Genomic DNA, 14500 nt, shown 5'->3' with positions numbered 1-14500 from the left:
CAAGCCATCAACACTTAGCCAGATCCATTCAAAAGCAACACTGAAAAGCCTCGCGCGGACGAGAAAACCCGTAGACTACAACAAAGACCTTGGCAATCAGCGAACCTACATGAGCGTATTTAACCAAGCTCTCAGCGACAGCTTGCGCACCGATACACTAAAAATTCGTAACAGCAAGCATTAAATGCCGCATACGAATACCAACCTGATGATAGCCGTCGCGGAAAATTAAAGAAAAATAGATTGCGAATTGTGACCTAACAGTGGAACTTACTCAGGCGCAATATAAATAGAAACGAGAGAATGCACAGTCTTCTTCATAGTCTTTGCAGAGCTGCCTGAAAAATGCATATGTGCAATTGCGTGAGCCATACTCAAAACAACCCGGGCGCCGTCACTGGCATCAATTCTTTCAGAAATTGAATTATCTTTCCTGCCCTCCAAAATCAAACTTCTAAGCGCCTTCACCGTATCGCGATAAAACTCAAGGTACATATCCCAGAGGAAGCCCCGCGTTAAACCACTCCACTCCAACCAAATAGTAATGTATTCAGGGTTGGATGAAATTGATTGCGCAAATGACGACAACATATCTTCAATGCGCTCCGAGGCAGAAGCGTTAAGATGAGCGCGGGACAATACGAATCCATCGAGAAGAAAGCGCCGCACTTCGCGAATCACTTCTTCTTGCAGTTTTTCTATTGTGGGGAAATAGTGAAATACAGTTGGGTTGGCAACGGCTGCGAATTTGGCTACATCCGCGTGAGTGGCATTAAGAATACCTTTTTCAGCAAAAACCAGGATTGCGCATTCCAATAACTGTACGCGACGGCGCTCGGGTGACATCCTCACCGCGCGAACCCTTTTTACGTCGCTTCCATTTGCTAAATCCAATTCTCCCAATTTTTTCTTTGCCATTTTATCTACCAATAACTCTTAAAAAAGGATTTTAGCATTCTTATTAACTATTTACTCAATTCCCAACATAGCATCTACTAACAAGCACTCGAGCTTAAACAGGCCCTAGCGATCCGGTGCCAAATAGCTCATTACCAGAGAGTGCACGGTATTCTCCACTGTTCGCTTGGAGCTCCCCGCAAAGCGCATATGTGCAATGGTGTGAGCCATCCCCATAATAACCCGCGCCGCGTCACTAGCATTGATTGTTGAAGATACCGAGTTATCGACTCTGCCCTGCAAAAGCATTTTGCGTAAACCCGCAACCGCTTCTTTATAAAATTCTAAGTACAGCTGCCAGATCAGGCCACGAGTGAAGCCAGACCACTCCAACCAAATGGTAACATATTCGCTATTTCGATCAATTTGCTCTTGGAAGGTCAGTAGCAAATTTTCAACTCGCTCGTAGGCGGGCCCCTCGGTCTTAAGGCGCGCGGTGATCATCTCGTCGACAAAGTAGCGATGAATAGCCTGCAACACTGCTTGCTGGAGATTTTCAATACTAGGGAAATAATGAAAAATTGTTGGAATAGAAACGCCAATACGTTCGGCAATGTCAGCGTGCGTCGCATTTGCCAAGCCACGCTCTGCGAATGCGGAAATACCTGCATTTAGAATTTGCTCATGACGGGCTTCCGGCGACATCCGCTTTGCTCGCGGTTTGCCTGCATTCACTACAGGAAGGCTGCCAACTTTCTTTTTCACGCATACGCCTCTTTAATATTCAATCTATATTTCGAGCAAAAAGGTCACTGGCCCATCATTTAACAAACTGATTTGCATATCAGCGCCAAATTTTCCGTTAGCTACTTTACCATATAATTGATTAAGTTCTGCCAAGGCGTGTTCATATAACACTTCTGCGATTTTCGGCGCCGCCGCCGTAGAAAAACCAGGCCGCAAACCCTTTTTTGTTTCAGCCGCGAGGGTGAATTGCGAAACGAGTAACACCCCCCCCCCAACATCCACAACCGATTGATTCATTTTGCCGTTACTGTCACTAAACACCCGATAATTAAGCAAGCGTGTCATCATTTTAGTGACAGCGGCTTCATCATCATGTTTTTCTAGCCCCAAAAAAACCAAGAGCCCCTGATTGATCTCGCCAACACACTCACCGTCGACTTCTACGCGAGCAAATTTAACCCGCTGCAATAATGCTTTCATTGTGATCCATACGTAATTTTTCCGTAATTATATAGGTATTACTTAGAGACTCGTATTGGCATTTACGGGCAGCGCGGGAACGGGGAGAGGCTTGAAGGGAGACGGTAAACGCAAAAGCCAAGCTAGTACGGCACGCGGGCTCTGTCATCATGGCGAACGAGAACCTTGGCCCTGCCTCCCCCGTCACGCATTCAGCCTAATAGCTCAACTCACCGCCGCTAAGCAGGTGGGCAACATCATTACTAGCCTTCACCAACGCATCCGCGATACTGGGTTCAAAGGCCGAATGCCCCGCATCGCGAACAATATGTAACTCAGCGCTAGGCCAAAGTTCATGCAACTCAACAGCGCTTTCGAGAGGGCATATCATGTCATAGCGACCCTGCACGATGATGCCGGGAATCGCGGCTATCACCGGCATGGCGGCCAAAATTTGATTGCCGCTTAAAAACCCCTGATTAACAAAATAATGGGTTTCTATGTGGGACATCGACACCGCGGTGTGGGAATTCATCAAATGATCTTCGACATCGTGATTTGGCCGCAAGGTCGAGCAGCGCGCCTCCCACAGTGACCACGCCTTGGCGGCGGCCATCCGCGCCAACTCATTCTCGCCATGGAGCACACGGTGATAGGCTGCAATCCAATTTTCACCGTCGCGACGCACTAACGCCTCGCTAAAATCTCGCCAGTAATCGGGGAAAACGCGACTGGCACCACCCTCGTTGTAAAACCACGCCAATTCCTTTGGCCGACACAGAAAAATGCCCCGCAAGATCATCGCCGCCACCCTCGCCGGATACATCTGCGCATAGACCAAACCGAGGGTTGAGCCCCAAGAGCCACCAAATACCACCCACTTATCAACCGCCAGGAATTCGCGAATGCGCTCCATATCGGCAATCAAGGCCTGAGTGGTATTGTCTTGCAAGCAAGCGTGAGGCTCAGAATGGCCACAGCCGCGCTGGTCAAACAGAATAATGCGGTAGCGCTCGGGGTCAAAAAAACTCCGCGCCTTGGGACTACAGCCAGCGCCGGGGCCGCCGTGAACGAAAATCACTGGAATACCGTCGGGGTTACCAGACTCTTCTATATACAGGATATGAGGGTCCTGCACCGGCAAACGATGAGTTTTATAGGGCTTTATATCTGGGAATAATGCGAGCATAGCGTCACAACCATATCCAATTAGTGCACTGGATTAGTGTAGCGCAGACAGCGACTTAACGCTTGAGGGGAAACTGGCGGCCTTGAGTCGGCCGCCAGAGGACTAGCTTAGCGACTTACTTAGGAGCGCGTTTACGCTCGTTCTCTTTCAGTAGCTTTTTACGCAAGCGGATGCTTTTCGGCGTTACTTCAACCAATTCATCGTCTTCGATGAATTCTAAAGCTTGCTCCAAAGTGTGCTTGATGTGCGGCGACAGCGTCAGCGCTTCGTCAGTACCGGAGGCGCGAACGTTAGTCAGCTGCTTGGCACGAGTCGGGTTAACCACCAAGTCGTTGGCACGGTTGTGCAGACCAATGATCTGACCTTCATATACTTCAGCCGCGTGGCCCATAAACAAACGACCGCGATCCTGAAGGTTAAACAAACCGTAGCTCAGGGTTTTACCACCAACCATCGATACCATTACACCGTTCTGACGACCAGCTAATTCGCCGCCCTTCACTTCGCCGTAATGATCGAAAACGGTAGTCATGATGCCGCTACCAGACGTCATCGTCAGGAATTGGCCACGGAAACCGATCAAGCCACGGGCAGGCGCGATAAACTCGAGTTTAACGCGACCTTTGCCGTCCGGCTCCATGTTGCTCATCTCGGCTTTACGCAGACCGAGTTCTTCCATGACTGAGCCCTGGTGCTGCTCTTCAACATCGATTACCACGTGTTCAAAAGGTTCTTGAACTACGCCATCAACCATTTTCGTTACAACTTCAGGGCGAGAAACACCCATTTCGAAACCTTCGCGACGCATGGTTTCGATCAGTACCGACAGGTGAAGCTCACCACGGCCCGACACTTTGAATTTATCAGGCGTTTCGCCTGGCTCAACACGCAGCGCCACGTTGTGAATCAGCTCTTGATCTAAGCGGTCACGAATATTGCGCGAGGTAACGAACTTACCTTCTTTACCCGCAAACGGTGAATCGTTGACCTGGAAGGTCATGCTTACGGTTGGCTCGTCTACGCTCAATGGCGGCAGGGCTTCTGGGTGGCCCGGTGCACACAAGGTGTCAGAAATATTCAGGCCTTCAATACCGGTTACACAAACAATCTCACCGGCCTTGCCTTCAGGTACTTCAACACGCTCTAGACCGTAGTAGCCCATCACCGTCAGCAATTTACATTTGCGGCTCTTACCGTCAGCACCAACCACAACCAGCTGGTCATTGGCTTTCATGGTACCGCGGGTAATACGACCAACACCGATAACGCCAACATAGCTGTTGTAGTCGAGGGCTGAGATTTGCATCTGCAGCGGACCATCAGCATCCACCTCTGGGGTTGGTACTTTGTCGACGATCATTTGGAACAAGGGGGTCATGTCTTCGGCCAGATCATTAAAATCTAAGCCGGCAACACCATTAATTGCCGAAGCAAACATAATGGGGAAGTCTAACTGTTCGTCGGTAGCGCCAAGACGGTCAAACAGATCAAAAACCTGATCGACAACCCAGTCTGGACGCGCGCCTGGACGGTCAACTTTGTTAACAACCACAATCGGGTTTAAGCCTTGCTCAAACGCTTTTTGGGTTACAAAGCGGGTCTGAGGCATGGGGCCATCAACCGCGTCAACCAGCAGCAATACGCTGTCTACCATAGATAATACGCGCTCAACCTCACCACCAAAGTCGGCGTGTCCAGGGGTATCTACGATGTTAATACGGTAGCCGTTCCACTCAATAGCGGTGTTTTTAGCAAGAATGGTAATACCGCGCTCTTTCTCCTGGTCGTTGGAGTCCATGATCCGCTCGGAATCTTGGTTACGGCGATCAAGGGTTCCCGATTGACTCAACAGTTTATCCACTAGCGTGGTTTTACCGTGGTCAACGTGGGCGATAATGGCGATATTGCGCAGCGTATCAATCATGGAGGGGCTTCGTTGTTGGATAAAATGGCCGCGCATTATACAACAAGCCCGCCCCTCATAGCAGCAGGAAGTCACATATCTTCTTGGCAAAATATACTAATTAGCAATAAAAGAACAAAATCAACGTCTTGGGCATCCATCAGATACCCGCTACAATCAATCTACGCGTATTTTACCCACTTCCCTACGGATAGCTCTGCAATGACCACAGCAAATGTGACCTGGAAAAGCCGCTGGACATTTATATTAGCCGCCACGGGCTCTGCTGTGGGCCTGGGCAATATTTGGAAATTCCCCTATATCACCGGCGAGTACGGTGGTGGCGCCTTTGTATTAGTCTATCTTGGCTGCATATTATTGATTGGCGTTCCGGTCATGATTGCAGAAATTATGGTCGGTCGCGCGGGGCGCAGCGACCCGGTGCACAGCATGAGCAAGCTCGGCCGGGAAGCCGGCAAGTCCTCATACTGGGGCGCAGTGGGCGCCGTCGGCATTATCGCCGGCCTGATGATTATGATGTTTTACAGCGTTGTCGCGGGCTGGGCACTAGAGTACGTCGCACAGAGCATAACCGGCCTCTACAGCGACGCCTCGACCGACGAGATTGAAACCAACTTCAGCAAGCTGCTTAGCGACAATACTCAACAGACCATTTGGCATAGCCTGTTCACCCTCGTTACTGCGAGCGTCGTCGCTGGCGGGGTTACCAAGGGTATTGGTAAGGCCGTAGAAATTCTCATGCCAATTCTGTTTGGCTTTTTACTACTACTGCTCGGTTACAGCTGGGTAAACGGTGACTTTAGCGCTGGCCTGCACTTTATGTTCGACACCGACTTCAGCAAACTAACCGGCGAAGCCATATTAGTGGCCATGGGCCATGCCTTTTTTACCCTGAGCTTAGGCATGGGCGCCATTATGGCCTACGGCGCTTATTTTCCTGGCAAAACCTCGATTGGCAAAACCGTACTGACCATCGCCGCCCTTGATACCGTTATTGCGCTGGTCGCTGGTATGGCCATGTTCCCGCTAGTCTTTGCCAATGGCCTCACCCCCGGCCAAGGCCCCGGCCTGATGTTTGTCACCCTGCCCATCGCCTTTGCCAATATGAACGGCGGCCTGTTTTTCGGCACTATCTTTTTTAGCTTGGTTAGCATTGCCGCCCTCAGCTCGTCGATCTCGCTGATTGAGCCTGGCGTAGCTTGGCTAGAAAAATACGGCGTTAAACGATCGCTATCAACCTTTGGCTTGGCCGGCATTGCCTGGCTCGGCGGCTTAGCGAGCATTCACTACGGTGCCGTATTTAATGCACTTGACTATATTACCGCCAATATCATGCTCCCCATCGGCGGCTTATTAATTGCCCTATTTGTCGGCTGGGTGCTACCAGCCAACATCACCGCGACCGAAGTAAATATGGGCGAAGGCCTGATATTCAAAGGCTGGCGAATAGCGCTGCGCTATATCGCCCCAGCAGGTATTTTGCTGGTCTTCTTAAACAGTCTCAAACTCATCTAAACAGGAACTAATCTGTGCGCAACCCGCTTTTAAACATTTTTATTATTGCCAGTCTGATTTTATTTGGCGGCCTTTATTACTACAGCGGCCAAGTTGAAGACCACTACAGCGAGAACGCTGAGCGTTATCTAAAAACAGCCCTCGTCAGCATTTCTAGCTGGCAGACAGAAGATTTAAAAGCGCAACTCGCCACCGCCACCCTCGCCCAGGTTGACGACCAACAGCTACGTAAATTATGTGCGGAATACGCTCGCTTGGGTGAATTTCAACGCATGGGTGAACTGCAGTTTTCTCGTTTGAGCGGGGCGCTATCACTGTTTAGCGAGCCGCCGCGACTCAGCTACAGCAGCAATGTTCATTTCGAACACGGCAGCGCGGTCATGACTGCCACTTTAACCTTGGAAAACCAGCGCTTTAAACTTTACAACTTTAATCTGGGCAAGCCCGAGCAGCAAACAAGCCAATAAAACACACCTAAGGCGCCAATAAGTGCGCCTGTAGATGGTCGCGAGCAGATTCCGGCAAGGGTATTGGTCGGTGCTCGCGATTGACACAAACCAGCGTCGACTCGCCGTCAGCCACCAACTCGTTGCCATCCTCTGAATACAGACTCTGCTTTAAGCTGAAGCTGCTATTGCCAATGCGCATCACCCAAGCCTTACCCCGTAACAGACCAGGATGATGCCACTCTCTGCGAAAATTCAAACCGACAGCGGCCATAATCAAGCCGAACTCATGTGCCCCACCGCCCATACCAAAGCCAGCTTGTTCAAGCCATTCCACCCTAGCTTCTTCAAGGTAGCGGAAATACTGCACATGGTTTATATGCCCCATGCTGTCCTGATCGGCCCAGCGCGGTTTAATCAACACGTCAAACAGGGGCTCTATATTTACTTCGCTCATGACGGACGATACACCTTTACGTTTTCAAAGCCCTGCTCCACCAAATGCGAAGCATGGAGACGACTCATCACCCCTTTATCGCAAAACAGCATATAGGTGCGCGATTGGTCCAGCTGCGCGAAACGGCTGTGCAACTCGTAAAAAGGAATGGTCTGTACTTCGCTCGTAGCCAATTTCAGAGGCTTACGATCAACCTCGTCAGGGTGACGAACATCGACAATAACCGCGTCGGGTAGCGGTATAGGTAAAGACTCGACGGCGGCTACCGTCAAATCTTCGTCGGCAAGCGCGTCGATATTAATGTAGTTAGCAGACGCTATGGCGCGCTCAAGTACAGCAAAATCGAAATTGGCCTCTTGGGCGGCAATTTTTTCAGGCTTAGCGCGAGTGGTAGGCTTAACCGAAATCACCCCGCAATACTCTGGCATATTGGCCGCAAAGGCCTCGGTGCCAATTTTGGCGGCGATATTAATGATGTCTAACTTGTCGGCGCAAATCAGCGGACGCAGCACCAAGGTGTCGGTGACCTGATCGATTACCGAAAGATTCTGCAAAGTCTGACTAGAAACCTGGGCCACCGCCTCGCCAGTAACGAGCGCAGACACTTCCAGCTGGGCCGCTACCTCTGAGGCTGCACGCAGCATCATGCGCTTGAGGATGACCCCCATTTGCGAGTTCTCAACATTTTTCAGAATCTCGCCGACGACATCCTCAAACGGCACACTGACAAACTTCACCCGGTGAGAGGCGCCGTATTTAAGCCAAAGATACAAGGCAACTTCTTTTACCCCCACCTCGTGCTCGCGGCCACCAAGATTAAAAAAGCAAAAATGGGTGCGCATACCCCGCTTCATGGTCAGGTAACTGGAAACCGTCGAATCGAAGCCCCCAGAAATCAAAGATACCGCAGCGTCAATCGTACCTAGCGGAAAACCACCCAAACCCTCTATACGACGATTAACGATGTAGACAAGATCTTGACGTACCTCAATACGCACAGTTACATCCGGATTGTGCAAATCAACGCCCGCTGACTCAATGTGCTGATTCAGACCACCCCCAACATAGCGCTCAACTTCACTGGAGTTAAAATCGTGGCTACCCACCCGCTTGCAGCGCACCACAAAGCTTTTACCACGCAGACTATCGCCAATGGCAAGCCGAGTTTTTTCAAAAATATCGTGTACGTCCACCAGCGGGTATTCAAGCACCTCAACAATATGCGCAATACCCGGCGTATTACTGAGCACCGCAACAAAGCCCGCCAAAACCTCCGGATCCCGACTGGCGGTTTCGATGGTTATTCGGTCCCAATCACGAATAATTTCCAAATTGGGATCTAGAGGCAGAAGTAATTTACGCAAATTGTCACGCAGCTGTTTGGTGAACTTCTTACGAACAGGCTTACTCTTGATGATGATTTCAGGAAATAATTTAACGAGGAATTTCATTTAAAGAATCGCGACGATGAGGGGCCAAGCATTATACCCTCTCCACCCCGCAGGTGGCAGCCCAAGGAATTCGCCCCAAGTTGGCGCACTAACTCAGAGCAAGCACCATAACAGTGCAATTATTTTGCCACCACGCACAAGGTTTAAGCAAAATCATAGCAAACCCTTTAAATGCAACACCATTAAACAGTATAAAACCGGCATGTTTTTTGCCTTTTCAGTTCGCAGATTGTGCCGCTATGCTGCACAATACAATACGAATATAATCGATAACCCTTCGGCGATGCCGAATTCAATCTTACTCTCTCTATCTGGAGGACGAACATAATGTCAGAGAACACTCTGCAGTTAATCGCCGAAAATGACGTGAAGTGGGCGGACATGCGCTTTACCGATACCAAGGGCAAAGAGCAACACGTCACCATTCCAGCCACTGAAGTCGACGTAAGCTTTTTTGAAGACGGCAAAATGTTTGACGGTTCATCCATTGCCGGCTGGAAGGGCATTAACGAATCCGACATGATCCTGATGCCTGACGACACCGCATCAGTCCTGGATCCCTTTACCGAAGAATCTACTATTATCATCCGCTGCAATATCGTAGAGCCATCTACTATGCAGGGCTACAACCGCGATCCACGCTCTATCGCCCAACGCGCCGAAGACTATATGCGCGCATCTGGCATTGCCGATAACGCACTGTTTGGCCCCGAGCCCGAGTTTTTCATTTTTGACGATGTTAAATGGAAAGTTTCAATGGAAGGCGCTAGCTATGCGATTGCCTCTGACGAAGCGGCTTGGAAATCAGGCGACAACTTTGAAGAAGGCAACACCGGCCATCGCCCAGGGGTTAAAGGCGGCTACTTCCCCGTACCACCAGTCGACAGCCTCCACGACCTGCGTGGCGCCATGTGTAATGCCATGACCGATATGGGCCTGACCATTGAAGTACACCATCACGAAGTAGGCACAGCTGGTCAGTGTGAAATCGGCGTTGGCCCAAACACCTGCGTTAAAAAAGCGGATGAAGTACAAATCCTCAAGTACTGCGTACACAATGTTGCCCACGCCTACGGCAAAACCGCAACATTTATGCCTAAGCCTATCGTTGGCGACAACGGCAGCGGCATGCACGTTCACATGTCTCTAAGCAAAGACGGCACCAATCTATTTGCCGGTGACGTGTACGGCGGCCTGTCTGAAACCGCCCTGTTCTACATTGGCGGCATCATCAAGCACGCCCGCGCTATTAACGCCTTCACCAACGCCTCTACCAACTCGTATAAGCGTCTGGTTCCCGGTTTTGAAGCACCAGTAATGCTGGCATACTCAGCGCGTAATCGCTCTGCCTCTATCCGTATTCCTTTTGTACCAAACCCCAAAGCGCGTCGCGTTGAAGTTCGTTTCCCAGACCCGTCAGCTAACCCTTACCTCGCGTTTGCGGTAATGCTAATGGCTGGTCTTGACGGCATTCAAAACAAGATCCACCCCGGCGACGCTGCGGATAAAGATCTGTACGACCTGCCTGCTGAAGAAGCCGCATCAATCCCAACCGTTGCTTCTAGCCTAGACCAGGCCCTGCAGGCACTGGATGCGGATCGTTCATTCTTAACTGCCGGCGGCGTATTTGACGACGATACTATCGATGCTTATATCGCCCTTAAGTCTCAGGAAGTTGAGCGCCTAGCCATGACAACTCACCCCGTTGAGTTCGATATGTACTACAGCGTTTAAACCACACTGCGCCTAAAAAGCCCGCTTTATGCGGGCTTTTTTGTGCCTGCGCACTTATGTCTATTTACAACTGACAAGCAGTGTAAGGCTTGCACTGCAAGGCACTTCACCACATCATAGAACCCTTAAACACCGAGGTGCTGTATGGCTCGCTACCTATTCCTAATTAGCTTCGCGCTGTTTACCAGCCTTAGCTTTGCCACCGAGATTTACCGTTCTACCGACCAGTACGGCAATACGGTGTTTTCCGACAAAGCACCAAAGAACAGCAGCCCCGTAGAACTCCCTCCCATCAACACCACCCCGGCGACCGAAGTCAGCGACACACCAACTCGTCAGGCATCTAAAGTCACCGCAGCTCACAGCAATCGAATTACCATTCAAAGCCCAGCCAATGGCGCCATTATCGCCAATGGTCGCCTTCCTACTACCGTCCGCGCATCCACCAAGGACGCCGTAGATCCATCGCTTCGTATTGTCTTTGAACTAGACGGCAAGACCCTGAGCAGCTCCAGCAGTACCCAGCACACCATTCCCCGCCTCAGTCGCGGCCCGCATCGCATTAGCGTCAGCCTTATTGACCAAAACAGCAAAACGCTTAGCAAGGATGCCGTCGACATTATGGTCTACCACCCCGGCAACTAAGCCCCATCCATAAAATGCGCACCATAATGGGGCCAGATCACCTATACTAGGTGCAGGCGCGTCCAATAATGTCGCGCTCAGCAACGACGAAGACTGCACTATATTGGGACTCTACTCGCACTATGCCCAAGAAATCCGTCAATTTTACCCGAATGCCAACCCCAACCCGCTTGGCCTAGAAATTGCTTTGAGCTAAGCACAACGAACACACTGGCGACGCTATGCCCCCGAATAATATCCACCACCAAATCCTCGACAATTTGAAAACAGCCATTTTATTGGTCGAGCCGAACCTGACCGTGAGCTACATCAACCCCGCGGCAGAATCGCTATTGGCGGTGTCGGATCAACGTATTCATGGCGAAGCCATCACCAAATTATTTCATGAGCAAGAAGACACCCTCGTCAAATTACTCGACGCCATTAACAACTGCGAGGCTTACACCAAACGCGAGACCGTGCTCACCCTGCGCTCCGGTATTGAAATCACGGTAGATTACGCCGTCACTCCAGTTACCGAAAACCGTCGCACCTCATTAATCATAGAATTACAGCCGCTAGATCGACTGATTAGAATCAGTCGTGAAGAAGGTTTATTGTCGTCACAGCAAAATAGTCAGGCCTTGATTCGCGGCATTGCTCACGAGGTTAAAAATCCCCTTGGCGGCTTGCGCGGCGCGGCGCAACTGTTGGCCCGGGAACTCAGCGATCCCAAACTCCACGACTACACCAATATTATTATTGAAGAAGCCGACCGGCTGCGTAATTTGGTTGACACCATGCTTGGCCCCCATCGCGCGCCAGAAAAACAAATGACCAATATCCACGAGGTCTTAGAGCGAGTACGCCAGCTCGTCGAAGCTGAAAGCGAGGGCTATATCCGTATTATTCGCGACTACGACCCGAGTATTCCCGACATTCTCGGCGACCGGGAGCAACTCATTCAGGCGTTCTTAAACGTCACCCGCAACGCCCAACAAGCATTGCGCCAAAACAGCAACGAAGACAGCGACCCAAGTATTATTATTCGCACCCGCACCCTGCGCCAGCTCACCATTGGCACCCATCGCCACCGTTTGGTGTGCAGTGTCGATATTATTGATAACGGCCCAGGTATACCTCAAGACCTGCGCGCCTCCATTTTTCTGCCCATGGTCAGCGGCCGCGCCGAAGGCACCGGACTGGGCCTATCAATTGCACAATCCATACTTAATCATCATAACGGACTAATCGAATGTAGCAGTGAGCCCGGTAACACCACCTTCTCGCTACACATTCCGCTGGAGCAAGCCTAATGAGCCAAACAAATGCTGTCTGGATAGCTGACGACGATCGATCGATACGCTGGGTACTTGAAAAGGCCCTAAACCAAGCAGGCATCATTACCCGCTGTTTTGAAAATGGCGACGGCCTACTCAGTGAACTTGAATCTGAAGTCCCCGATGCCATCATTAGCGATATTCGCATGCCCGGTATCGACGGCCTTAAATTATTGTCGCGGATTACTGCCGCCCACCCCGGTTTACCGGTGATTATTACCACCGCGCACTCCGACTTAGACAGCGCGGTGGCCTCCTACCAAGGTGGCGCCTTCGAGTATTTACCCAAACCCTTTGACGTTGACGACGCGGTTGCCACCACCCAGCGCGCACTGCAACACGCCAACAAAAACCGCAATCTACTGCCCGAGCAGGCACCGCTGGAAACCACCGAAATCATCGGTGAAGCACCCGCTATGCAAGAAGTATTTCGGGCCATTGGGCGTTTGGCGCAGTCCAATATCACCGTGTTAATTAACGGTGAATCGGGCACGGGTAAGGAACTCGTCGCACAAGCGCTCCACCGCCACAGCCCTAGGGCGACCAAGCCTTTTATTGCCTTAAACATGGCGGCCATCCCCAAAGACCTGATGGAGTCGGAACTGTTTGGCCACGAAAAAGGCGCGTTTACCGGCGCCAGCGCCCAGCGTCGCGGCCGCTTCGAACAAGCCAACGGCGGCACCCTATTCTTAGACGAAATTGGCGACATGCCTGCCGACACCCAAACTCGCCTACTAAGGGTATTAGCCGACGGCGAGTTTTATCGCGTTGGCGGCCACACCCCAGTCAAAGTTGATGTGCGTATTATTGCCGCGACCCACCAGAATCTTGAAAAGCTGGTGAAGAGCAATCATTTCCGGGAAGACTTATTTCACCGCATCAATGTTATTCGTATTCACCTGCCCAAACTCTCTGAGCGCCGAGAAGATATTCCCAAGCTCATGCAGCACTTCTTTACCCGTGCCGGTAATGAGCTCAATGTCGAACCCAAGCGCCTGCGCCCGGAAACCGAAGAATACCTATGCCAAATGGAATGGCAGGGCAACGTTCGCCAGCTCGAAAACACCTGCCGCTGGCTAACGGTGATGGCCTCAGGCCGCGAGATTCACATAAACGACCTGCCACCGGAATTACTAGAAAGACCTCAAGGCGAAGCCGCACCCGCCTCAAACTGGCAGGACAATCTCAAGCGCTGGGCCGACCAAGAGCTCATGCTGGGGCGCGAAAAACTGCTCGACCGCGCCGTACCCCAGTTTGAACGCATTATGATTGAGGCCGCCCTGCGGCACACCCATGGCCGCCGTCGCGATGCAGCCAATCTACTTGGCTGGGGACGCAATACCCTGACTCGCAAGATTAAGGAATTGGGGATGGGTGGAGATGATGAGGATTAATCGACGCTAAATGCGTTACGGGAGACGGGAGACGGGAGACGGGAGACGCTTAGAGTCAAAACATCGCAATTGCTTGGCTTTTGCGCTTACCGGACCCAAGCGCCAGTTTTTTATTGTTTTACATGGATACCTGCCTGCGCAGGTATGACCAAATAAAATTATGACGTTGGGCTTTCAGTCACCCCTGCGAAGGCAGGGGTCCATCTCAGCAACGGAGCGCAAAGTTAACACTTCCACCACAGACATTCGCTTCGCGAATATGGATATCTGCCTGCGCAGGTACGACGTCATGATAAAGATTGTCGTTCAGATCTTATTAATAT

Annotated in this window: 13 protein-coding genes; 6 read left to right on the top strand and 7 right to left on the bottom strand. The window is 51.0% G+C overall.

The annotated features are described in order from the left end of the window. Positions 1-270: 270 nt before the first annotated feature. From AZF00_RS01635 to typA, 5 genes are all read right to left on the bottom strand, one after another. The gene (locus tag AZF00_RS01635; RefSeq protein WP_008251189.1) at positions 271-918 is read right to left on the bottom strand and encodes a TetR/AcrR family transcriptional regulator; all 648 of its coding nucleotides are present in this window, start codon (positions 916-918) and stop codon (positions 271-273) included. A gap of 105 nt (positions 919-1023) precedes the next feature. Continuing rightward, a complete protein-coding gene (locus AZF00_RS01630) occupies positions 1024-1662 on the bottom strand; it encodes a TetR/AcrR family transcriptional regulator (protein ID WP_008251187.1) in 639 nt (212 codons plus the stop codon). A gap of 24 nt (positions 1663-1686) precedes the next feature. Next, positions 1687-2124: a D-aminoacyl-tRNA deacylase gene (gene dtd, locus AZF00_RS01625; RefSeq protein ID WP_008251185.1), complete on the bottom strand. Its 438-nt coding sequence runs from the start codon at positions 2122-2124 to the stop codon at positions 1687-1689. A 196-nt stretch (positions 2125-2320) separates the two neighbouring features. After that, the gene (pip, locus tag AZF00_RS01620) at positions 2321-3292 is read right to left on the bottom strand and encodes a prolyl aminopeptidase (protein ID WP_008251183.1); all 972 of its coding nucleotides are present in this window, start codon (positions 3290-3292) and stop codon (positions 2321-2323) included. A gap of 115 nt (positions 3293-3407) precedes the next feature. After that, a complete protein-coding gene (gene typA / locus AZF00_RS01615) occupies positions 3408-5216 on the bottom strand; it encodes a translational GTPase TypA (protein ID WP_062382763.1) in 1809 nt (602 codons plus the stop codon). A 201-nt stretch (positions 5217-5417) separates the two neighbouring features. On the opposite strand from typA, the gene AZF00_RS01610 reads away from it, so the two are divergent. Further along, on the top strand, positions 5418-6731 hold the full coding sequence (locus tag AZF00_RS01610; protein ID WP_008251181.1) for a sodium-dependent transporter: 1314 nt from the start codon (positions 5418-5420) through the stop codon (positions 6729-6731). 14 nt (positions 6732-6745) lie between these two features. Beyond that, positions 6746-7198, top strand: coding sequence for a hypothetical protein (locus AZF00_RS01605; RefSeq protein WP_008251180.1), 453 nt, complete (start codon positions 6746-6748; stop codon positions 7196-7198). A 7-nt stretch (positions 7199-7205) separates the two neighbouring features. Here AZF00_RS01605 and AZF00_RS01600 read toward each other — a convergent pair whose 3' ends face one another. Together AZF00_RS01600 and thiI are read right to left on the bottom strand one after the other, a co-directional pair. Beyond that, entirely contained in the window at positions 7206-7634 is a 429-nt protein-coding gene (locus tag AZF00_RS01600) for an acyl-CoA thioesterase (RefSeq protein ID WP_062382759.1), read from the bottom strand. Continuing rightward, positions 7631-9085 (bottom strand): tRNA uracil 4-sulfurtransferase ThiI, encoded by a 1455-nt coding sequence (gene thiI, locus AZF00_RS01595; RefSeq protein ID WP_062382756.1) that lies wholly within the window; start codon positions 9083-9085, stop codon positions 7631-7633. The genes AZF00_RS01600 and thiI overlap by 4 nt, the downstream gene beginning before the upstream one ends. A gap of 327 nt (positions 9086-9412) precedes the next feature. Between thiI and glnA the strand changes: the two genes are divergently transcribed. The 4 genes from glnA (at position 9413) to ntrC (ending at position 14177) form a co-directional block, all read left to right on the top strand. Next, a complete protein-coding gene (glnA, locus tag AZF00_RS01590; protein WP_008251176.1) occupies positions 9413-10819 on the top strand; it encodes a glutamate--ammonia ligase in 1407 nt (468 codons plus the stop codon). Between the two features lie 144 nt (positions 10820-10963). Then, positions 10964-11464, top strand: coding sequence for a DUF4124 domain-containing protein (locus tag AZF00_RS01585; RefSeq protein ID WP_062382753.1), 501 nt, complete (start codon positions 10964-10966; stop codon positions 11462-11464). 221 nt (positions 11465-11685) lie between these two features. Further along, positions 11686-12759: a nitrogen regulation protein NR(II) gene (glnL, locus tag AZF00_RS01580; protein WP_008251174.1), complete on the top strand. Its 1074-nt coding sequence runs from the start codon at positions 11686-11688 to the stop codon at positions 12757-12759. After that, complete coding sequence (ntrC, locus tag AZF00_RS01575; protein WP_008251173.1) at positions 12759-14177, top strand: nitrogen regulation protein NR(I); 1419 nt, start codon at positions 12759-12761, stop codon at positions 14175-14177. Before glnL ends, ntrC begins: the two co-directional genes overlap by 1 nt. Positions 14178-14500 lie beyond the last annotated feature (323 nt).

Source organism: Zhongshania aliphaticivorans (genome assembly GCF_001586255.1).
GTDB lineage: Bacteria > Pseudomonadota > Gammaproteobacteria > Pseudomonadales > Spongiibacteraceae > Spongiibacter > Spongiibacter aliphaticivorans.
Note: the sequence above shows the minus strand (reverse complement) of the source record. Positions and strands in the feature narration are given on the sequence as shown.